19 protein-coding genes are annotated in these 19854 nt (G+C 47.7%); 8 read left to right on the plus strand and 11 right to left on the minus strand.

Annotated elements, in window-relative coordinates; all coding sequences use genetic code 11:
* Window positions 1–46: 46 nt before the first annotated feature.
* From BP71_RS18340 to BP71_RS18350, 3 genes are read right to left on the minus strand one after another with little or no spacing between them, the layout of a single operon-like run.
* The gene (locus BP71_RS18340; protein WP_496381780.1) at window positions 47–811 is read right to left on the minus strand and encodes an exodeoxyribonuclease III; all 765 of its coding nucleotides are present in this window, start codon (window positions 809–811) and stop codon (window positions 47–49) included.
* 26 nt (window positions 812–837) lie between these two features.
* The gene (locus tag BP71_RS18345) at window positions 838–2664 is read right to left on the minus strand and encodes a hypothetical protein (RefSeq protein WP_496381782.1); all 1827 of its coding nucleotides are present in this window, start codon (window positions 2662–2664) and stop codon (window positions 838–840) included.
* A 43-nt stretch (window positions 2665–2707) separates the two neighbouring features.
* Window positions 2708–3340, minus strand: coding sequence for a hypothetical protein (locus tag BP71_RS18350; protein WP_496381784.1), 633 nt, complete (start codon window positions 3338–3340; stop codon window positions 2708–2710).
* A gap of 144 nt (window positions 3341–3484) precedes the next feature.
* On the opposite strand from BP71_RS18350, the gene BP71_RS18355 reads away from it, so the two are divergent.
* On the plus strand, window positions 3485–3994 hold the full coding sequence (locus BP71_RS18355) for a DUF4494 domain-containing protein (protein ID WP_496381786.1): 510 nt from the start codon (window positions 3485–3487) through the stop codon (window positions 3992–3994).
* Window positions 3995–4030: 36 nt separating this feature from the next.
* On the opposite strand, the gene BP71_RS18360 is transcribed toward BP71_RS18355, so the two are convergent.
* Together BP71_RS18360 and BP71_RS18365 are read right to left on the minus strand one after the other, a co-directional pair.
* Window positions 4031–4774 (minus strand): hypothetical protein, encoded by a 744-nt coding sequence (locus BP71_RS18360; RefSeq protein WP_496381788.1) that lies wholly within the window; start codon window positions 4772–4774, stop codon window positions 4031–4033.
* 60 nt (window positions 4775–4834) lie between these two features.
* On the minus strand, window positions 4835–6220 hold the full coding sequence (locus tag BP71_RS18365) for an OmpA family protein (RefSeq protein WP_496381790.1): 1386 nt from the start codon (window positions 6218–6220) through the stop codon (window positions 4835–4837).
* Between the two features lie 159 nt (window positions 6221–6379).
* On the opposite strand from BP71_RS18365, the gene BP71_RS18370 reads away from it, so the two are divergent.
* Window positions 6380–7189, plus strand: a complete 810-nt coding sequence (locus BP71_RS18370; protein WP_496381792.1) for a UDP-2,3-diacylglucosamine diphosphatase — start codon at window positions 6380–6382, stop codon at window positions 7187–7189.
* On the opposite strand, the gene BP71_RS18375 is transcribed toward BP71_RS18370, so the two are convergent.
* The 4 genes from BP71_RS18375 to BP71_RS18390 all read right to left on the minus strand — a co-directional run bounded on the left by BP71_RS18375 (window position 7190) and on the right by BP71_RS18390 (window position 10124).
* On the minus strand, window positions 7190–7948 hold the full coding sequence (locus tag BP71_RS18375; protein ID WP_496381794.1) for a carboxypeptidase-like regulatory domain-containing protein: 759 nt from the start codon (window positions 7946–7948) through the stop codon (window positions 7190–7192).
* Between the two features lie 163 nt (window positions 7949–8111).
* Window positions 8112–8945 (minus strand): phosphatidate cytidylyltransferase, encoded by an 834-nt coding sequence (locus BP71_RS18380; RefSeq protein WP_496381796.1) that lies wholly within the window; start codon window positions 8943–8945, stop codon window positions 8112–8114.
* A complete protein-coding gene (locus tag BP71_RS18385; RefSeq protein ID WP_496381797.1) occupies window positions 8917–9138 on the minus strand; it encodes a putative signal transducing protein in 222 nt (73 codons plus the stop codon). Before BP71_RS18385 ends, BP71_RS18380 begins: the two co-directional genes overlap by 29 nt.
* A 26-nt stretch (window positions 9139–9164) precedes the next feature.
* Entirely contained in the window at window positions 9165–10124 is a 960-nt protein-coding gene (locus BP71_RS18390; protein WP_496381799.1) for a CPBP family intramembrane glutamic endopeptidase, read from the minus strand.
* Window positions 10125–10239: 115 nt separating this feature from the next.
* Here BP71_RS18390 and dusB point away from each other — a divergent pair, with 115 nt between their 5' ends.
* The 4 genes from dusB (at window position 10240) to frr (ending at window position 13129) form a co-directional block, all read left to right on the plus strand.
* Window positions 10240–11229 carry a tRNA dihydrouridine synthase DusB gene (gene dusB, locus BP71_RS18395; protein WP_496381869.1) on the plus strand — a complete coding sequence of 330 codons (990 nt, stop codon included), beginning with the start codon at window positions 10240–10242 and terminating at the stop codon, window positions 11227–11229.
* On the plus strand, window positions 11223–11759 hold the full coding sequence (locus BP71_RS18400) for an acyl-CoA carboxylase biotin carboxyl carrier protein subunit (protein WP_496381801.1): 537 nt from the start codon (window positions 11223–11225) through the stop codon (window positions 11757–11759). Before dusB ends, BP71_RS18400 begins: the two co-directional genes overlap by 7 nt.
* A gap of 62 nt (window positions 11760–11821) precedes the next feature.
* Window positions 11822–12544 carry a UMP kinase gene (pyrH, locus tag BP71_RS18405; RefSeq protein WP_496381802.1) on the plus strand — a complete coding sequence of 241 codons (723 nt, stop codon included), beginning with the start codon at window positions 11822–11824 and terminating at the stop codon, window positions 12542–12544.
* Window positions 12545–12568: 24 nt separating this feature from the next.
* Window positions 12569–13129 (plus strand): ribosome recycling factor, encoded by a 561-nt coding sequence (gene frr / locus BP71_RS18410; RefSeq protein ID WP_496381804.1) that lies wholly within the window; start codon window positions 12569–12571, stop codon window positions 13127–13129.
* 61 nt (window positions 13130–13190) lie between these two features.
* Here the strand turns inward: frr and BP71_RS18415 are convergent, their stop codons facing one another.
* The gene (locus BP71_RS18415) at window positions 13191–14183 is read right to left on the minus strand and encodes a UDP-glucuronic acid decarboxylase family protein (RefSeq protein ID WP_496381806.1); all 993 of its coding nucleotides are present in this window, start codon (window positions 14181–14183) and stop codon (window positions 13191–13193) included.
* Between the two features lie 38 nt (window positions 14184–14221).
* Window positions 14222–15538 carry a UDP-glucose dehydrogenase family protein gene (locus BP71_RS18420; RefSeq protein ID WP_496381808.1) on the minus strand — a complete coding sequence of 439 codons (1317 nt, stop codon included), beginning with the start codon at window positions 15536–15538 and terminating at the stop codon, window positions 14222–14224.
* A 212-nt stretch (window positions 15539–15750) separates the two neighbouring features.
* On the opposite strand from BP71_RS18420, the gene BP71_RS18425 reads away from it, so the two are divergent.
* Together BP71_RS18425 and BP71_RS18430 are read left to right on the plus strand one after the other, a co-directional pair.
* On the plus strand, window positions 15751–16917 hold the full coding sequence (locus tag BP71_RS18425) for an acyl-CoA dehydrogenase family protein (protein ID WP_496381810.1): 1167 nt from the start codon (window positions 15751–15753) through the stop codon (window positions 16915–16917).
* A gap of 158 nt (window positions 16918–17075) precedes the next feature.
* Complete coding sequence (locus BP71_RS18430; RefSeq protein WP_496381812.1) at window positions 17076–19790, plus strand: glycoside hydrolase family 9 protein; 2715 nt, start codon at window positions 17076–17078, stop codon at window positions 19788–19790.
* Window positions 19791–19854 lie beyond the last annotated feature (64 nt).

The following is a 19854-nucleotide window of genomic DNA, read 5'->3' on the forward strand; positions in this document are numbered from 1 at the left end:
AATAAGCAAATATCACCGCTATTGAAAGTACGTCAGGGACAGGTTGCTAACCAATTTCCAACCACACCGGGCAATGGTCCGAATGGACGGCATCGTTGAACTGCCGGCTTGCCACAATGCGATCTTTGAGAGTATCCGCCACAGAAATATAGTCAATACGCCACCCCTTGTTATTCCCCCTCGCCCCGGCGCGATAGGTCCACCAGGAATACTCCCGTAATGTCGGGTTTTTGAAGCGAAAAGCATCGGTATAGCCATTTCCAAACCATTGTGTCATCCAGGCACGCTCCTCGGGAAGGAAGCCCGACGATTTCCGGTTCCGCACCGGATCATGGATATCGATTTCGGTATGGGCTATATTATAGTCCCCGCAGATAATGAGGTTAGGCCGCTCTTTCCGCAGTTCATTAACCCATTCAAAGAAATCAGTAAGGAATTTCATTTTGACTCCCTGCCGTATTTCACCACTAGTTCCGGAAGGAAAGTAACAATTCAGCACAGTTATGTCACCGAAATCGGCTCGCAATACGCGGCCTTCCGAATCGTAAGCCGGGATCGAACAGCCGGCAATGACCTGATCAGGTTTGATTTTAGAAAAGATAGCTACTCCGCTGTATCCTTTTTTTTCCGCGGCATGCCATCCTGCGAGCTCATAGCCAAGCTCCCGAAAGCCGGATAAATCGACAACGTCCGGTGTCGCTTTAACTTCCTGAAAGCAAAGGATGTCCGCCGGTGTGGTTTGAAGCCAACCGAGCAGACCATTTTTTAATGCGGCACGGATGCCGTTGAGGTTATAAGTAAGTATTTGCATAAATGAGGGACGCCGTTCAATGCGGCTTAATAGAAAAGCACCTGTTTCCCGGTGTAAACCGACTCCCATTTGCCGGATTCACCGCGCGACATGATCCAAACGCGGTATTTCCCCTCCGGAAGCTTTGGTTTATACAGCGAATACTGGTAATTGTTACTGTAATATGTAGCTTTTTGTAAAAAATCGGAAACCGTATTCGGAACCCGGACTGCCGGAAGTACGATATTCCATTTATCAGATTCCAGGACGAAGTAAAATGTCCCTTTGGGCTCCGTCTTTGGTGTAACAAAGAACTTGAAATACTTCAGGTAGTGATTATTCTCTCCATTCCGGTATTGCGAAACTGCGTTGAAGTCCCCTTCAAACATTTGATTCTCAGAAGCTGTCTCCCGGATTAACGTCCGATGCCCTGGCATGTCGTAAAATTGGTAAAAATCCGTTAGCCCCTCCGATTCAAGACTTATAATCAGATCCCGCATCCTGGTCGGGTGATTCCAGAAAGGAATATCCGTAAACTTATCTCCGACCGAGAGAAAAGTGCTGTAATTTTTCCAAAAGTAGCTGTCTATAACGAGCTCATCATGCATTTTTCTGATCTGCTCGATTGAGAGATAGTAACTTACAAAATTCAAGATCAGGAAACCCGCCGCCCCCGTTGCAAGTACCAGGTTTTTCCACGGTTTCGAGTTTTTAGCCAAAAGCACCAGACACACATAGCAGGCAGCCAGCAAAACTACGCCAAAAGTCATATACCGACGGGAAAAGACAGTTCCACCGTACATGACATAGTTGTTGATCGGCCTGCTGATCACGAACATTACACCGGTACCCATCACAAACATCATTGCTCCCCATAAAAACCAGTCACTCCATACGGGCTTACGCCTTATAAGCAATCTCAAAGTCCAGATGGCAAACACCAATGCAATAGCTGCCCCAAGCAGCACACAAGCGATCAGATCCTGATGAAACAACGACACCAGCGGATGCCGGACATCAAAAAACAGCGCATTACCCCAAAACGAAAACACAAAAAGGATATTAAAAAAAGGATGATCCCAAACCTTCTCGCCCGGAGATGTAATGAAAACGTAATCGAAAAGAAAATAAAAAAGCAGGATTGAAACAGTGGCCAAAACCCACCATAGCAGGTCCTTGAAACGCTTTTGAAAAACCAGCATGACTATACCGATGAGCAAGGTGAGCATGCCGCTCCCACTTGTAAATGTGGTTAACAAGGCCGCCAGCAGTCCGATCCAGAAGCCCTTCCTGTCTTCCCTGGCCAAACCATATGCGGAAAGTAATGCGAAGAAAATCAGCGGCGTGTTCTGTAAAGCCGCAATCCCCCAGAAAGCATTTTCAAAATAGACCAGATTGAAAATGACATATGGGACTGGTATGAAATAATACCAGGATATGCGTTCCTTTTTCAAATTCAGGAACAGCAAATAGCAGATCCCGAACAGAAAAAGGTCTCCGATCAGGATCTGCGTTTTGATGTTCACCGTCCCTGTAAACAATATCATCACCAACATCACAATCCGCTCAAATCCGAACCTGTGCTGATTGACCTGCTCAAAAAGGATTTTCAAGTATTCAATGAAGCCATCCGCCCTCCGGAATTTCTCTACTGTTTCAAGTAAATTGAAATCATCCGTGTAGGGAATGTTGAGGGTATGCGCATCCAGGATAAGGAAAAAATAAAGAATCGGCGCAGTAAGTAATCCAATTCCCAGCCACTTCCGCCACGACTGTATTTTTTCAAAAAAAAATGTAGCGCTGAAAAGCAGGAGCATGGCTACAACTATGCTGTAATACTCAAACAAATGAGGATTCTCATAAAATGATTCCAAAACAGTGTGCAGTTGGAGTTTGGAGCTATTTATTCAGTTAGGTTTACCGCGTACCGGTAATCATCTGACTGGTTATTTCTTTTTCAAAAGTGATGTAGCCGGGGTAGTTGACCTGCTTACCGGCAATATCCAATGTTGGCCTGACTTTTACTACGAATTTTGCAGGTTTTGCATCCGATTTACCGGTCAACGCCAGAATCATATTGATAAATTGATCCCTGGTCTGATCGTTGGAAATTAACTGATATGCATTCGTTTTGAGGCTGACGGGCACCCGTGTCGGTGTTGTACCGGGCAGCACTTCGATCAACTGGCTTAAATATCCGTTAAAAATCTCACTTTCAGACAACAATACCCGGTATTCCAGCTGATTAATGGCCGCGCGTTTCCGGGTCGGATTTGTGATATCAACGTTGACCCGCAGATCCAACGGAACATTCTTTCTTAACAACCCCATTGCCAGTCCGGGATACCGCGCAAGATCGAAATCGTTAAAGCTCTTGATATTCTTAAATTCCCTCACATCAATGCCTGCGAGATAGACGCTGTCCACCGATGCGATGTTATATTTACAATCTCCAAAAGTCTTCGCTTCCGACACCTGCCGGCTCACTCCACAACCCGTCATTACGGCCGCAACCAGGGCGATTACGACCATCCAAATGTGTTTTTTCATTAGAATTCTATTTTGCGCAAGTTAAACAGTAGCTATCAGAACGCATACAAACAGGGAGGATTATTAGTTTATGGATTATTTTTTGCGTGCTTTAACCCAAGCATCTACATTTGCAGACTCTTATTTTCAACAATCAACACGATTATGGCCAGCTGGTATTTAGGAAAAATTCGGTATCAAAAAGAAGATGAAGCGGGAAGCTTGAAAACGATCAATGAGACGTATCTGGTAGATGCGATTTCATACACCGAGTCTGAAGCGAGGCTTTACAAGCAGATCGTCACGGGCGCCAGCGATTTCAGTGTGACTGCCATTACACGCATGCGTCTGGCCGACCTTTTCGCGTACGAGGAGGGTGAGCAGTGGTTCAAAGCGAAGGTTATTTACTTCTCTGTAGACGAGAAGAGCGGAAAGGAAAAGAAAATCGTCAATTACATGCTGGTGAATGCTGATGGAATCCAACAGGCACTTGACAGGATCAATGAGAGCATGCGTAATTTCCTGATCCCCTACGAGACAACCGATATCAATCTTACTCCTATTCTGGATGTGTTCCCTTATACCAAAGAGGAGGATGAACAGCAGGAAATTCCTGCCAACATGCGCCCACTCGCCGAAGTGATGGCCGAGCGCGCACAGACCGAAAATGCCTAAGAACAAAAGAGTCCGGTAGTTGGCCGGACTCTTTTGTCAATCATTTACCTTTAAAAGCTGGTAGCCTTTCATATTAGCCGTGTAAGGGTCTTTCCCGAAACTGGTCAGCTTTAATACCAGGTCTTTGGAATTGATTTCCGACAACAGCAGGTCGGACGGAAGCAAGTTCATGTAGTCAAACGAAACTGGCAAGCTAACCGCCCCTTCCACAAATTCGAGTCCATATAGCGGATACACGCTGAACGGGGTCCTGATCAGCCATATCTTCTCCTTACTTCCGGAAGTAGCATAGGTGAGGTCATATTCCGTACTGGCAAATCCAAATTCTTCACGCTTATTCTCGGTAGGCACACAGTAGGTCGTAAAATCGTCCTGCTGCTGCTTTTTGGTGTCCGCATCGGGCCTAAACTCTTTCACCGTTTCATTGACTTTCACTTTCTTCCCTGCTTCATCCACTCCGCAATAAATATATTTGCCATCCGCAAACCCGATGATGAAATCGAAAGCCTTCCCGCCTTGCCCGAAGCTGCTTTCCCTGACAAAGCACATGGCACCGCTCACCGGGTCCAGGTATACTTTAATGGTGCCGCTTGTTTTCTCAGCCTTGTTCTCGTAGTTGAAAATCATAGAATGGCTGAAATAGTACTGCCCTTTCTCAGGTTTCCATAATAGCGCCCGTTGTTTGTCCGCCGGTATCTTTTTCGCCGTCTGGCCAAAAGTCGCAACCGACATCATCCAAAGACATATCAACAGGACAGAAAATATGAAGTAACGTTTCATTTCATTGATTCATTAAATGATTGCAAGCTAGAAAGAGCGCATCGAAAAACCATGCCGCGGCTATATTTTCACAAATTCCACACGCCGGTTGCCTGCCTTACCTTCCAGCGTAGTGTTGGACGCAGCTGGCTCCGATTCCCCCTTTCCATCGGTCTGCATCCGGGAACCATCGATCCCAAAATCCGATACCAATGCTGCTTTCACCGCCTCCGCTCTCTTTTTTGATAAAGCAGTATTCTGGGCATCGTCCCCATCGGAGTCCGTATGCCCGATGATTTTCACTTTTACAGTCCCATTCTCGGTGAGCACCGCCGCGATCTCTTTCAGCGTTCCATAAGATTCGGGTCTGATACCCGCGGAATTCACATCAAACAATATCCCGGTTGTAGAAAACTTCCCCTCGGTGATCAGCTTGTTACGTGTGTCGGGTGCACCGACCGCTACTCTGAGATTCGAAACAAAATAGCGGTTGGCCTCTTCGTGATACCCATGATTGGAGAAAGCGATGAAATTGTATTTCCGTGTAGCATCGAATGCCCTCGGCAGGTCCCATACTTTAAAGTCGTCCACATACAGCCTAAGTCGCGTTTTCTGTCGCCAGAGCGAGACCCTTACCACATTATGTTCCGGTACATGAAAGGCAGGAAAACTCTTTTCATTTTTCATAATCGAACTCCCGTCCTCACCAAACACGTTAAATGCAGCAATGCCCTGACTTCCTCCGGCATCGCTCGGGTGCAGGCCCAGTTCCAGTCCATTCTTTTTGTCCCCGTCATACCACTTCCAGTTCGTAAACTCTTTCGCGGGGACCGGCACTTCCGCAATGACTGTCCGCAAGAAACCGGAATAGTAACTAAATTCCGAAGTAGTAGCCAGATTGAATTCCAATGTAAAATTTTCCGGTAATGCTGCCACAAATTCGGGATAAAAGACCCCTTCCGGCCCTAGCATCAACCACTTACCTTCCGTTCCCTCGATCGTCACGACTTCACCGGATGAATTGGTATTCCATTTCGCGGGAAAATCACCCACGGCGTCCTGCGAAAAATCTTCCACCGCTACGATCTTCTCTCCCGGAATAAAATCGAATTTGCTGTATGATTTCAGGCTGGGCTTTTCAAGACTGGCAGGAACGCTGTTCTCTCCGGCCTGGGTATTGTCCTCACCTTTGGTATTACCACCATTTTCTGACCGACCGTTGGCATTTGTCTTATCAGGATTATCGGCCGCTTTTTTCTCCTTTTTCTTAAATAAATTTCCAACTCCTTCTTCCAGGGAATCAAAACCTTTGTCAACAGCCTGATCAATTTTTCGATTGGCCCTGTTCTCCGCTTGCCGCTCTACCACCCGTCCGGGGTCATTAATCCTCACCTGGGCAAAAGACACACCTGAAACCGCCATCAGCAGTAACGCGCCATGTACAAAACTGTTCGTTAACTTCTCCATGTGCAGTAAATTTAAATGGGGTGATCACTATATTAAATTTACACATTTAAGCACAAGTCACTGACATTATTTGAGTTAGTGGTTGAATATACCGGAAAGGCCTCCTCTTAGGCCATTTGGAGCGAACATTGTAAATTGCACCGCATTTGTCACATCTACATGAGTCTTCAGTTTCAGAAAAAAAGCATTACGCTCAAGCCAGGCCGTCGCATTTACTTCTCTTCAGATTATCACCTCGGCGTACCCACCGCTTCCGCCAGTCGGGAACGGGAGAGGCTGATCGTCAACTGGCTGGAATCCATCCGGGCCGACGCGCAGGCGATCTTCCTGGTAGGAGACATCTTCGATTTCTGGTTTGAATACCGCCGAGCTGTTCCAAAGGGCTTTGTACGGCTGCTGGGAAAGCTGGCAGAGCTGGCTGACGCAGGTATCGAGCTGATTATTTTCACAGGCAACCACGATATGTGGATGTCGGGTTATCTGACCGAGGAGTTGGGTGCTGTAATTTATCGAAATCCCGTTAGTTTTACAATAACGTCGGAATCAGGTTCGAAACAGCTATTGGTAGGTCACGGCGATGGACTCGGGCCGGGTGATCACACCTACAAGTTTCTAAAAAAGGTCTTTGAAAACTCCTTCTTTCAATGGCTGTTCCGGATGGTCCATCCCGACGTGGGGATGTGGATCGCAACCGCCTGGTCGAGAAAAAGCCGCTTAGCCAATGTCAATAAGGGGGAAGAGCGGTTTCTGGGGGAGGATAACGAATGGCTTTTCATATACTGCCGGGAAGTTGAATCCACCACCCATCACGACTTCTATGTTTTCGGGCACAGGCATCTCACCCTCGACATGCACGTAGCCGAAAACGCCCGGTACATTAACCTGGGAGAATGGGTTACGCAGCAATACTACGCGACCTTCGACGGGAAGGATCTGGATCTCATCAAATTCGGGTTGGGAAACCAGTAATCAGTTACCGCTGCTATTCTTCTTGGCAGCATCAATTTCGCTTTGGCTAGGCGCGATAAAATCCTGTTTGGTGATGTTCTCCCGCGGTGTTGCATTAAGTTCCTTGCGCCAGTCCTTCTGTTTGAGATCCCCGTTTTTCACCGATTTGATAAACTTCGCCCACGCGAAAGGGTTCAGGAATGGGAAACTGGTTGCAAAACCTTTATTGGCTGCCGATTCACGCCCAAACATCAGCTGGTCCATGGAGTACCGATAATTTGTTTGCGCATTGTTAGGCATCTGTGCGGCCAATCGGTTGATATAGTCCGGGTCAGTGCTTTTAGCCAATGCATCGCGTTCGGCCTGATCCGGTAATTTAAGGGCAAGAAACGCCTTCTTGAATTCTTCTTCTGTCGAATAGGGATAGATGGTCACTCCAGAGAGCGTTACAACGTCCTCGCGAAGTGCTACAATAGCAGAGTACAGTTCTGAATTATAATTTCTGGGAACAATATGATATTGCTTTTTATAGCCGACGTAGCTAAAAACAATACTGTCGCCCGGGAAAACGGGAATCGTAAAGGATCCGTCACTTTTGGCCAGCGTTCCCCGCCCCGCATTCACAATGAAAATCGTTGCGCCCGGCAACCGCTCGGTCGTTTTGCCTCCTACGACTACGCCCGAGAAGATAATGGCCTTCTGCTCTCCCTGCGCAAACGCGTCCCGGAAACCCAACATCCCTGCAAATACCAGGAAAAATATCAAAAAACTACGTTTCATTCCTTCCAGATTATACCTCAGGAAAACCCTTCCTGTAAGCCTATGAGCACAATTACAACTTTCCGTTCCCTGTTTTACACTGATGTGTAAAAACCCATTCCTTCATATCAAACGACCCTTTGTAACCGGGGATTGCCCCGTGTTCCATACAAAGCCGTTTCACTCAGGAAAATAACTTTAAAAAAGTGACAATAAATGGGGCCGATAATAAAAGACCATCAAATCTGTCGAGAAAACCGCCATGCCCCGGAATACTACTACCCGAGTCTTTGATAGCAATACTTCTTTTAAACAAAGATTCCACCAGATCGCCGTAAGTACCAACCACCACGATGATAGCCCCGATACAGTACCATTTCCAAGGCTCGAAGGTACGGAAATAATGCCCCAGAGCAAACGCGATGACCGCCGCAAACAATGCGCTCCCTATCGCTCCTTCCCAGGACTTTTTAGGCGAAATCCGCTCAAACAGCTTTCTCTTCCCAAATTTCGTACCTGCAAAATATCCGCCGATGTCGGAAGCCCAAAGTAATAGCAGGCTACCTAAGACTATTTCATAATTATAATGCCCACCCCTCATCGCCATGACGATGATCAATGCGAAAGGCAGTGCTACGTAAATGATTCCCAGAAATGTAAAACCAATATTCGTAAATGGCTTGAGATCGTTCTTCTTGTAAAGCTTGATAAAAAATATCATCGACAGCAACGGGCTGATAATGAAGTAATTTTCAAACTTGACAATGTCCTGTTCTATCAGATACGCAAGCAACATCATGACTGTGCCACAGAAGGTACCATAATATGTGAGGGGCTGGTTTCCGTCCAGGCCAAGCAACTTATAAAATTCAAGCTGCGTCAGCGAACTGATAGCGCAAAAGAGCAACAGGAAAGTCCATTCACTGTAAACAATACAACCGATAATGACAAATACGCCTGCCAGCGCCGTGATGGTTCGTTGTTGTAAATTACTCAGACTGTTTAAGCGCGTCTTCATTCGTCAGTATAGTTTGGGCTTTCAACAGTTGGTCCGCGGGCACATGGACTTCACACATTCCAAAAATTGGATAGCTACTGTCCTGTTTGTTCACGATCACCGCTGCTATCCCATTCTGTTCCAAAATTTCCCGGGCAATCTCCGCCCGGATCATTTGTCCGCTCTGATAGGCCTTCGCCCAATTCTCATCCATTCTATCTATCTCTTTAATATTCTAATCTACAACTCATTGAAACGCTTCATCCCGGCTCCGCTCTTTCTGATTACCTGCAAGATTCCCAGAGAAACAACCAAAGAAGCCAATATCAACATCAGGGGCATTGATTTGGTCTCCTCGATATTGATTTTAATTGCTTTGATATTATGCAGGTACATCATCACCAGCACGAAACCATTGTTAACAAAGTGCGCCAGAACTGCGACCCAAAGGCTGCCGGTCCAATAATATAAATACCCGAACAGTGCCCCGAGCATCATTCTAGGCAAAAAACCGTAAAACTGAAAATGGATGGCGCTAAAAATAGCCGCTGCCAGCCATATTGCCACATGAACATTATTCAGGTGCTGTAACAGCTTGGTCTGAATCACCCCGCGGAAGAGCACTTCTTCCCCAAAAGCCGGCAAAAGGGTCACGACAAACAAGGCGATCAGCAGCTGGCCGAAATCCTTGTAGCTGGTAAGAAATGCAGTCATAACCGAAAGCTGATCTTCCTTTTCCCGCATCCATTTTTCAAGGCCCGACAAGGGATCCGGAAGGTCCATCGCCGCATTCCACTCAATAAACTTGCTGTTAACCGGGATAAAAGCAAGCACCAGCACAAACGCCAGCAGCCAGATATATAATGCAGGTACTTTGCCAGTACTGAACTGCCGGATGGATTTCCGCTCTATGTAAATCCAGAAAATCAGGGATGGCAGCAGGTAAGAAAAAAAGTGGACCGTGCCTTGCAGGATCATCAGCGCATTCCATCCGTTTTGGACTTTTTCAGGTTCGCTAAGTAATTGACCGAGGAGTGTTGCTACACCATCGGTGTCCGCCGAGAGGTAAATGGCCAGAATCATAACTGCCAAAATATTGCCCACGGCCATACCGATCAGTACAAAGCCTATTAAGACCAATAAACTGCCCCAGGTGCCAGGTACGCGGGAAACAACCAGATTCGGGTTACTATTTTGCATAATTGGTGTAAATTTACAGTTTATTATCAATTTATAAATAAGGGCTTCGTAAGTCAGCTTCCCACAGGGCTTTATCCCGGGAACGCTTTCATTGCGAAGTATGGATGAACCGAAAATGGTAAAAATTGGAAATATAGCGCTGAGTGACTTCCCGCTGCTGCTGGCACCCATGGAAGATGTAAGCGACCCTCCGTTTCGGGCTGTGTGCAAGGAAAACGGCGCTGACCTCATGTATACGGAGTTCGTATCTTCCGAAGGCCTTATCCGCGATGCGGCCAAGAGCGTTCAGAAGCTGGACATTTTCGAGTACGAGCGCCCGGTGGGAATCCAGTTGTTTGGCAGTGATGTCGAAACAATGGGCTCCTGTGCGGAAATAGCTTCGCGGGTCAATCCTGATCTCATCGACATCAACTACGGGTGCCCGGTTAAGAACGTGGCCTGCCGCGGAGCAGGTGCTGCCCTATTGCAGGATGTCCCGAAAATGGTCAAAATGACCGAATCCGTAATCAAGTCAACGCATTTGCCGGTTACGGTGAAGACAAGGCTGGGCTGGGATGACAATACTAAAAATATCGAGGAAGTGGCCGAGCGTCTTCAGGACATTGGCATCAAGGCCCTGTCTGTCCACGGGCGTACACGTGTGCAGATGTACAAGGGCTCCGCGGATTGGTCGCTTATAGCCAGGATCAAGGAGAACCCGCGGATTACCATCCCGATCTTTGGAAACGGAGATGTGGACAGCCCGGAAAAGGCGCTCGAATACCGGGATAAATATGGCGTAGACGGGATTATGATCGGCCGTGCGACGATTGGCAACCCCTGGATCTTCAATGAGATCAAACATTATATGAAGACCGGCGAAAAGCTCGCACCGCCCACGATGGAACAACGCGTAGATGTATGCCGCAGGCACCTTGAATTTTCCATTCGCTGGAAAGGACCTGTTGCCGGAGTATTTGAAATGCGCAGACATTACACCAACTATTTCAAAGGACTTGAACATTTCAAACCATACCGCATGAGACTGGTGGAAGCTATGACTTTTGAAGAACTGAACAGCATACTCAAAGAGGTTTCCAACGACTATAGCGAAGTGGTATGCTGAAAGTCAACGTCGGAAACAGTCCTGCCGGAGATTCTTCTCCAAGCCTGTCACAGGAAAAGACATTTGAAATCGACCACGGGAAAGAAGAATGGTCCGTTGACGGTACGACGTTTGATGGTGACATCGTAGCCATCGGACCGAACCGCTTCCACGTTATCTGGAAAAACAAATCCTACAATATCGAGATCGTTGATCAAAATGCCGCTGAAAAAACAGCGCATTTAGTGATCAACGGCCAGCATTATTATACCACTGCCAAGGATCACCTCGATCTGTTGCTCGAAGGAATGGGCATGCAGAATGGTTCCGCTCAAAAAATCAACAATGTAAAAGCGCCTATGCCTGGCCTGATACAGTCTATCGCGGTATCCGAAGGCGACCAAATCAGCAAGGGTGACAACCTGCTGGTGCTCGTTGCTATGAAAATGGAGAACGTGATCAAATCTTCCGGCAGTGGCGTGATCAAAACATTGAAAGTATCGCCCGGCCAGATTGTTGAAAAAAACCAGGTATTATTGGAGTTTCACTAAATTACTTGTGAATCTGAACTTCACACGCTTATTTTTACGGATCAAAACACCACATCATTACCATGCCGGAACCAAAATTCAAACGTTTATTACTCAAACTCAGCGGAGAAGCACTCAACGGGGGCGATAAAGCCCAGGTCATTGACTTTAACATTCTCGACAATTATGCCAAGGAAATCAGAAGGATTACCGAGGTAGGCGTTCAGGTTGCGATCGTAATTGGTGGTGGAAATATTTTCCGGGGAGCATCCGTAGAAAAATCCGGGATCGATCGTGTGCAGGGCGATCATATGGGAATGCTGGCAACAGTCATTAACGGCATGGCTATCCAGAGTTCTCTCGAAAAACATGGCGTGAATACACGGCTGATGTCGGCCATTAAAATGGAGCAGGTATGTGAGCCATTGATCCGGCGACGGGCTATCCGTCACCTCGAAAAAGGACGCGTGGTGATTTTCGGTGCGGGCACCGGAAACCCCTACTTCACAACGGACACCACTGCGGGGCTGCGCGCCATCGAATCAGAATCGGAAGTCGTTTTGAAGGGAACACGCGTCGACGGCGTTTACACTGCCGACCCGGAGAAGGATCCGACCGCTACGAAATATACCCAACTTACCTTTGACGAAGCGCTGGCTAAAAACCTCAAGATCATGGACCTTACCGCCTTCACGCTTTGCAAGGAAAATGACCTCCCGATCATTGTATTCGACATGAACAAGCCGGGGAACCTGTATGACCTGGTGATGGGCGAAGATGTAGGCACCCTGATATCGAACCAATAGAATTATACAGCTTACTATAAAACAATGGAAGAAATAGAATTATATCTGGATGACGCCAAGGATACCATGGAGGGCGCAATCAAACACCTGCTTATTGAATTGGGTAAAATCCGCGCCGGAAAAGCATCCCCTCAAATGCTGGAAGGTCTTCAGATCGAATACTATGGTTCAATGACTCCGCTGCAAAATGTAGCGACCATCAACACGCCCGATGCGAGAACCATCGCTATCAAACCTTTTGAGCGTAAGATCATCAATGATATCGAAAAAGCGATCCGTAACGGGAACCTGGGTTTTGCACCATCCAACGACGGAGAGATGATCCGGATTTCTGTGCCGCCATTGAACGAAGAACGCAGAAGAGAGCTTGTGAAGCGCGCAAAGAATGAGATTGAAACAGCCAAGATCAATGTCCGCAATATTCGTCAGGATGCGAACAATTCATTGAGAAAGCTAACTAAGGAAGGCGTTTCCGAGGATTTGGTCAAGGCCAGCGAGGACCGTGTGCAAAAACTTACCGACAGCTACATTGCGAAAGTCGAACAGATATTCTCCGCTAAGGAAAGGGAGATCATGGAAGTCTAAGACTGATTCCTGCTTTTAACCAACAAAAAACCCGCCGGATGCGGGTTTTTTGTTTTTGTAACTAGTTGCTTTTGCTGAACCCTTCAAATCCCCGGTGGTTCGACTCTTCGTACAAACGCTCCTTTGGCAGGTTGCGGAAGTAATCGTAAGTAATGCGCAAACCTTCCTCGCGCGATACTTTCGGTTCCCATCCGAGAATTTCCTTGGCCTTCGAAATATCCGGCTGACGCTGCTTCGGATCATCCTGGGGAAGCGGCTTGTAAACCACTTTCTGATCGGTACCGGTCAACTGGATGATCTCTTCGGCAAACTGTCCGATCGTGATCTCTTTCGGGTTACCAATATTCACCGGCAGGGAGTAGTCGCTTAAAAGCAGACGATAAATCCCTTCAACCAAATCATCTACATAGCAGAAAGAGCGGGTTTGTGAACCGTCACCGAAAACGGTAATGTCTTCACCCCGTAATGCCTGCCCAATAAACGCGGGCAATACCCGGCCATCATTGAGGCGCATTCTGGGCCCGTAAGTGTTGAAAATCCGGACAATGCGGGTTTCCAGGTTATGGTAACGGTGGTAAGCCATCGTGATCGCTTCCTGATAACGCTTTGCCTCGTCATAGCAACCTCTCGGACCGATCGGGTTTACGTGGCCCCAGTAGTCCTCGGTTTGCGGGTGCACAAGCGGGTCACCGTAAACTTCCGATGTAGATGCGATGATGAAACGAGCATTTTTAACACGGGCCAGCCCTAACAGATTATGTGTTCCCATCGCACCCACTTTAAGCGTTTGGATCGGTATTTTCAGATAATCGATCGGACTGGCGGGAGAGGCGAAATGCATGATATAATCCAGTTCGCCCGGCACATGCACAAATTTGGTCACGTCATGATGATTAAACTCAAAGTTTGGGTTTGGCATCAGGTGCTCGATATTGCGCATATCACCGGTGATCAGGTTATCCATTCCGATCACGTACATTCCCTCCTTTAAAAAACGCTCGCAGAGATGCGAACCCAGGAAACCAGCTGCTCCCGTAATTAAGACACGTTTCATTAAAATGAGATAAGTTAGAGTAAATACTTGTTATATGATCAGGCCGGCAGCACTTTCTCGCGGCCGATGCTGTAGTAGGTATACCCCATTTCGCGCATCTGCTCTAATTCATAAAGGTTTCTCCCGTCAAAAATCACTTTGTTTTTCAGCAGCTTACCCATTTTTTCGAATTCCGGAGTACGGAACTGGGGCCATTCGGTGAAAATCATCAACGCGTCGGCGTCGTCCAGCGCAGCATAAGGGGTGTGACAAAAAGTAACTTTGTCACCCAAAATGCCTTTCACATTGTTCATCGCCTCAGGATCGTAGGCTGTCACTTTCGCGCCCGCCGCCAGCAATGCATCGATATTTTCCAATGCCGGTGCTTCGCGGATATCATCCGTATAAGGTTTGAATGCCAGTCCCCACACTGCGATGGTCTTTCCTTTCAAACCATCTGAAAAATAACCATCAACCATAGGCAGCAATTTTTTCTTCTGATCATCATTGACATCCATTACAGACGTCAGAATGCGGAAATCATAGTTATAATCCTTGGAAGTTTTGGCCAATGCCTGCACATCCTTCGGAAAGCAACTTCCGCCATATCCGATTCCCGCAAACAGGAAGCGTTTTCCAATGCGGCTGTCCGTACCGATACCACGACGAATATCATCCACATTCGCACCTACCTTTTCGCAAAGATTGGCGATCTCGTTCATGAAGGTGATTTTCATCGCCAGGAATGAATTCGCCGCATATTTGGTCATTTCCGCCGAACGTTCGTCCATAAAGATAACCGGGTTACCCTGCCGAACCAGTGGTGCGTAAAGTTTTTCCATTACCTTTTTGGCTTTTTCCGAGGAAGTGCCCACCACCACACGGTCAGGTTTCATGAAATCTTCCACCGCTACTCCTTCTCTGAGGAATTCCGGATTGGAGACTACATCGAATTCTACCTTGGCATTCTTCGCGATTGCCGCCTGCACTTTTTCAGCGGTCCCAACCGGAACGGTACTCTTGTCGATGATGACCGTGTACTGATCAAGGATCGGGCCCAGGTCATCCGCAACTTTGAGAATGTATTTGAGATCGGCAGAGCCATCCTCACCCGGAGGTGTGGGCAACGCCAGGAAAATCACCTGAGCATCTTTGATCCCCTCGACCAGGTTTGTCGTGAATAACAACCGGCCTTCTGAAACGTTCCGGTCGAAAAGTACATCCAACCCCGGCTCGTAAATGGGTATTTCTCCTTTTTGAAGGCGTTCCACCTTTCTGACATCGATATCGACACATGTTACCTGGTTGCCTGTCTCGGCAAAGCAGGTACCTGTTACCAAACCTACGTATCCTGTTCCTACTACTGCAATTTTCATAAACGGTTAATTATTGTATAGCTGTTCGGCACTTATTTAATTAAAATCCGGAAATTGTACTTAACTAAGTCCAGTGCGTAAGGACGGTTGCAAAAGTAATTTTTTTAACCGAATGTCCGCCTGTGACGCCTGGATTTGTTCGTTAGTGGCTAGCGAAATTGTCGCTTTCTCATTATCATTGGGTAATCGCACAAATATAATCATCAACACCTATGGACACACCTAAATCAGAAGTGAACACCAACTCGTCCGACGAGATTTGTAACCTCATCAGAGAGACCGTCAAAGATTTTACTACGCTGCATATCAAGCCGCATATCCGGACCTGGGACGACCAGCAACATTTTCCGAAAGATATTTTCAAAGCACTGGGTGATCTCGGGCTCATGGGCATGCTCGTACCTGAAGCGTACGGAGGCCCCGGGCTTGGCTATCGCGAGTACGTTACAGCCATTATTGAGCTTGCCAAAACCGACCCTTCGGTAGCGCTATCCATGGCCGCACATAATTCTCTGTGTACGAACCACATATACATGTTCGGCAACGAAGAGCAAAAACAGAGATACCTGCCGGGTCTCGCTACCGGTAACCTCGTAGGCGCATGGGGCCTCACAGAGCCCAATACCGGGTCGGATGCGGGAAATATGCAAACAGTTGCAGTGAAAGACGGTGACTATTGGATCATCAATGGGTCTAAAAACTTTATTACCAACGGAAAAAGTGCCGATGTACTAGTCGTGATGACACGTACCGGCCAGCCTGGTGACAAGCACGGCGCCACCGCATTTATCATCGATAGCAATACACCGGGTTTCAGCGCAGGTCGAAAAGAAGATAAGCTCGGAATGCGCGCTTCCGAGACCGTGGAACTGCTATTTCAGGATTGTCGCGTACCCGACAGCCAGCGGCTCGGTGAAATGGGCGACGGATTTATCCAGTCCCTCAAAGTCCTCGACGGTGGCCGTATTTCCATTGCGGCGTTGGGCGTTGGCACGGCCTGGGGCGCGTACGAGGCTGCATTGGCCTATTCCAAAGAACGCAAACAGTTTGGCAAAGCCATATGCGATTTCCAAGCCATTGCCTTCAAACTGGCAGATATGTACACCGACGTTCAGGCGTCTTCACTGCTCACTTTCCATGCGGCTGCATTAAAAGATGCCGGCGAGAAAGTAACCCTCGCAAGCTCGGTCGCGAAATATCACTCATCTGAAACCGCCGTTCGCGTTGCCAACGAGGCAGTTCAGATATTCGGAGGTTATGGGTTTGTAAAGGATTATCCGGCAGAAAAGTTCTATCGCGACAGCAAGCTTTGTACGATCGGAGAAGGCACCAGTGAGATTCAGAAAATGGTTATTTCAAAGGAGATTTTGAGGAATTAAAGCCCCTTTTTAAAGATTGTCAAATACCTGAAAAACAAAAAATCGCAATTTTTTTGCTCGGCTGATAAATGATCTCTGCCGGTGGGGATGTCTCAGTTAATTTACTCCAAACAGGCACAGGTATCGCTACTTCCCGTCCCAAACAAACATAAAATGTTATGAGACGGACAATGCTTATTCTCATACTGCTGGCTACCGGCTATTCAAATGCCCGGAGCATCGCCTCCTTACCGGCCGCTCCGGTGATCACTTTTTCACCTGCTTCCAATCGCGTTGCATTGCTTACTATCAGTGAAAGATTCGATACCGCCGGATGTCACGATCCCAAACGTTATTCGCTGCATTCTTCCACCGATCTTGATTATCAAAATACTACCAATCCCACCCGAATTGGTAGGCATAGCTTTGTGAAGAGACTTTCAGCTTCTGGCGAGCAGGATATCGTCTTCCAGCTATACCTGATTTTTGATAAACCATTAAAAAATGGAAATTCCTATCATCTGCAAACAGACGGTATTAAAAACATCGACGGCAATGCTACGATCCTGGACATAATGTTTACATTCAGTGACGCCGATATCCGGGATAATGTAAAGGCTAATCAGGTAGGCTACCTGCCGGAAGGACCGAAACTAGGCAAATTAGGACGATTTCTGGGTGATGCCTGGTTTATGCCTGTCGACACGCTTTCGCCACCACCGTTCCAGGTCATCGGTGCGAATCAGCAGATCGTTTTCGAAGGGACTTGCCAGTATCTCAAATCAGATTCCGCATTCAGCGGGGAAAGTGTATTTGACATAGATTTCTCAGCATTACAAACACCCGGTAAATATCATTTATATGTTCCCGGCTATGGCCGGTCTGAAACATTTGTCATCGCCGCTGACTGCTACAATGAGCTTTATTTCAATACAGCCCGGGCATTGTATTACCAGCGTTCAGGAAAGATTGAAGCCGCACACGGCGGCACCTGGACTCGTGATGGCTTACCTTCCAAAACCGCGCAGATTCATGTTTCGCAGGTCAACTCCCCGCTTTATTCAACCTCCGATTATCCGCCCGGCACGGCGCTTCCTATGCAGGGTGGGTGGCTGGATGCGGGTGATTACGGCCGTTATGTTCCCACGGCGGCAAGCGCATTGTTCGTCATGTTTACCGCATTTGAGCTCTATCCTGAAAAATTTCCGGACAATCATCTCAATATCCCCGAAAGCGGCAACGGGATTCCCGACTGGCTGGATGAAGTCAAATACGAAACCGACTGGCTCATGCAGATGCAGGCTCCTGATGGCGGTGTCTATTTCCGCGTCACGCCCGCAACCTGGTCGCAGGGGTTGCCAGGTGAAGAAACCCACACGCTTTACATTTCCGAGAAAACCACGCAATCAACCGCCGTTTTTGCCGCTGCTATGGCTATGGCCGCCAGAAATTTCTCTAAATACAACACCGCCTATGCAGCCTCTTGCCTCGAAAGAGCTCGAAAAGCGTGGTTATTCCTAAAAAGTCACCTCGCCCCAACTCCGCCGGTGAGCGTCCCCGGCATTTCAGCTGGCCCTTATCCCGATCCCATCGACGCGGATAACCGTGCCTGGGCCGCTGCCGAACTGTATAAAACAACCGGCGAGACTCAATACAATACAGATTTCAACGAATGGTATAGCCAGATTCCTCACCAGTTCCACGCCACCATGAGCTGGCAGCAGCATACTTTTAAGGCAGCCTGGGCTTACGCAACAACTCAGTTTGAGGTCAATAATGCATTGGTCGACGAGTTTAAGAGCAAACTGAACAGCGAAGTACTGGTGAATTACTATAACCGAACGATGAAAATCCACGCATATCACGGCGCCTACCATCATTTCAAGGGCTACATAGGATATGGCTCGTTTGGAATGGCCCAGAGCTATGCCTTTGACTATATTCTGTTTGCGTCATTGCTCCAAAAACCCGAGTTGTTCAGTTATGCCAAAATCCAGCTGGATATTCCGCTAGGCAATAATCCGCTTTCGCAATGTTTCATTACCGGCGCCGGGACACATGCACCTCAGTTTCCCTTGCATTGGTCAACCGTGCCAGGAAAATACCCTAAGCCAGTACCAGGTGTGCCCGTATTCGGGCCGGCGGCTTCGTTGCTCATGAACCGGCCTTCAAGCTTTTTAATCCAGGATTCACTGAACCGTTACCCTTATGGCTACCGCAAAGAAGATCCCTACCCTGTGCTGCGCCGTTACACCGACACCCGCCAGGCAGTCGAAATGTCGGAATTTACGGTACAGGAAATAAGTGTTACAGCAGCGGTTTTTGCCTTTTTCAGTGCTATTATCTCGGATCCGCTACCAGTCCGTTTGTCGAGATTCGAAGTAAATGTAGCAGATTGCCGTGTCCGATTGCAGTGGAGTACCTCGGAGGAAATCAATGCGTCCAATTTTACTATTCAGAGGAGTGCCGATGGAAAAAGCTTCAATGAGATCGGTAGGATTAACGCAGCAGGCGATTCGCGGACGCAGCGAAATTACCATTTTGAAGATACTTCTCCAGGAATCACAAACTATTACCGTTTGAGGATCGTAGACAATGACGGAAAATCTGAAAACTCCGCCATTCGATACGTTAAACTGCCGTGCAGACAGTTTACCTGGTTTGTTATTCCAATAGGCAGGCATACTTACCGCATCGTCCCCGAGAACAGCCCCGACGAACCAGCCGGCTATACAGCCGAGATTTGCAACCAGCATGGAACAGTCATTCGAAGAACATTACCGGGTCAGCCTCTTGTGCTGGATACCTCGCTCCTGCCCACGGGTATGTACATTGTCCGCCTGCTCAGACACACCGGCGAATGGCTGGGGAGCCGCAGGTTACTTATCCCGTAATAAGCTAACCACTTATCCGGAAGATCGACCGGCGAGCCTTCATACTTTGCATTAGTCCGAGTAG

The sequence above is a fragment of the Dyadobacter ginsengisoli DSM 21015 genome (assembly GCF_059568735.1).

Excerpts from the sequence above, each read along its gene's own strand:
- BP71_RS18340 (WP_496381780.1), bottom strand. The coding sequence starts at position 811 with ATGCAAATACTTACTTATAACCTCAACGGCATCCGTGCCGCATTAAAA.
- BP71_RS18350 (WP_496381784.1), bottom strand. The coding sequence starts at position 3,340 with ATGAAAAAACACATTTGGATGGTCGTAATCGCCCTGGTTGCGGCCGTA.
- BP71_RS18355 (WP_496381786.1), top strand. The coding sequence starts at position 3,485 with ATGGCCAGCTGGTATTTAGGAAAAATTCGGTATCAAAAAGAAGATGAA.
- BP71_RS18360 (WP_496381788.1), bottom strand. The coding sequence starts at position 4,774 with ATGAAACGTTACTTCATATTTTCTGTCCTGTTGATATGTCTTTGGATG.
- BP71_RS18365 (WP_496381790.1), bottom strand. The coding sequence starts at position 6,220 with ATGGAGAAGTTAACGAACAGTTTTGTACATGGCGCGTTACTGCTGATG.
- BP71_RS18370 (WP_496381792.1), top strand. The coding sequence starts at position 6,380 with ATGAGTCTTCAGTTTCAGAAAAAAAGCATTACGCTCAAGCCAGGCCGT.
- BP71_RS18375 (WP_496381794.1), bottom strand. The coding sequence starts at position 7,948 with ATGAAACGTAGTTTTTTGATATTTTTCCTGGTATTTGCAGGGATGTTG.
- BP71_RS18380 (WP_496381796.1), bottom strand. The coding sequence starts at position 8,945 with ATGAAGACGCGCTTAAACAGTCTGAGTAATTTACAACAACGAACCATC.
- BP71_RS18385 (WP_496381797.1), bottom strand. The coding sequence starts at position 9,138 with ATGGATGAGAATTGGGCGAAGGCCTATCAGAGCGGACAAATGATCCGG.
- BP71_RS18390 (WP_496381799.1), bottom strand. The coding sequence starts at position 10,124 with ATGCAAAATAGTAACCCGAATCTGGTTGTTTCCCGCGTACCTGGCACC.
- dusB (WP_496381869.1), top strand. The coding sequence starts at position 10,240 with ATGGTAAAAATTGGAAATATAGCGCTGAGTGACTTCCCGCTGCTGCTG.
- BP71_RS18400 (WP_496381801.1), top strand. The coding sequence starts at position 11,223 with ATGCTGAAAGTCAACGTCGGAAACAGTCCTGCCGGAGATTCTTCTCCA.
- pyrH (WP_496381802.1), top strand. The coding sequence starts at position 11,822 with ATGCCGGAACCAAAATTCAAACGTTTATTACTCAAACTCAGCGGAGAA.
- frr (WP_496381804.1), top strand. The coding sequence starts at position 12,569 with ATGGAAGAAATAGAATTATATCTGGATGACGCCAAGGATACCATGGAG.
- BP71_RS18415 (WP_496381806.1), bottom strand. The coding sequence starts at position 14,183 with ATGAAACGTGTCTTAATTACGGGAGCAGCTGGTTTCCTGGGTTCGCAT.
- BP71_RS18420 (WP_496381808.1), bottom strand. The coding sequence starts at position 15,538 with ATGAAAATTGCAGTAGTAGGAACAGGATACGTAGGTTTGGTAACAGGT.
- BP71_RS18425 (WP_496381810.1), top strand. The coding sequence starts at position 15,751 with ATGGACACACCTAAATCAGAAGTGAACACCAACTCGTCCGACGAGATT.
- BP71_RS18430 (WP_496381812.1), top strand. The coding sequence starts at position 17,076 with ATGAGACGGACAATGCTTATTCTCATACTGCTGGCTACCGGCTATTCA.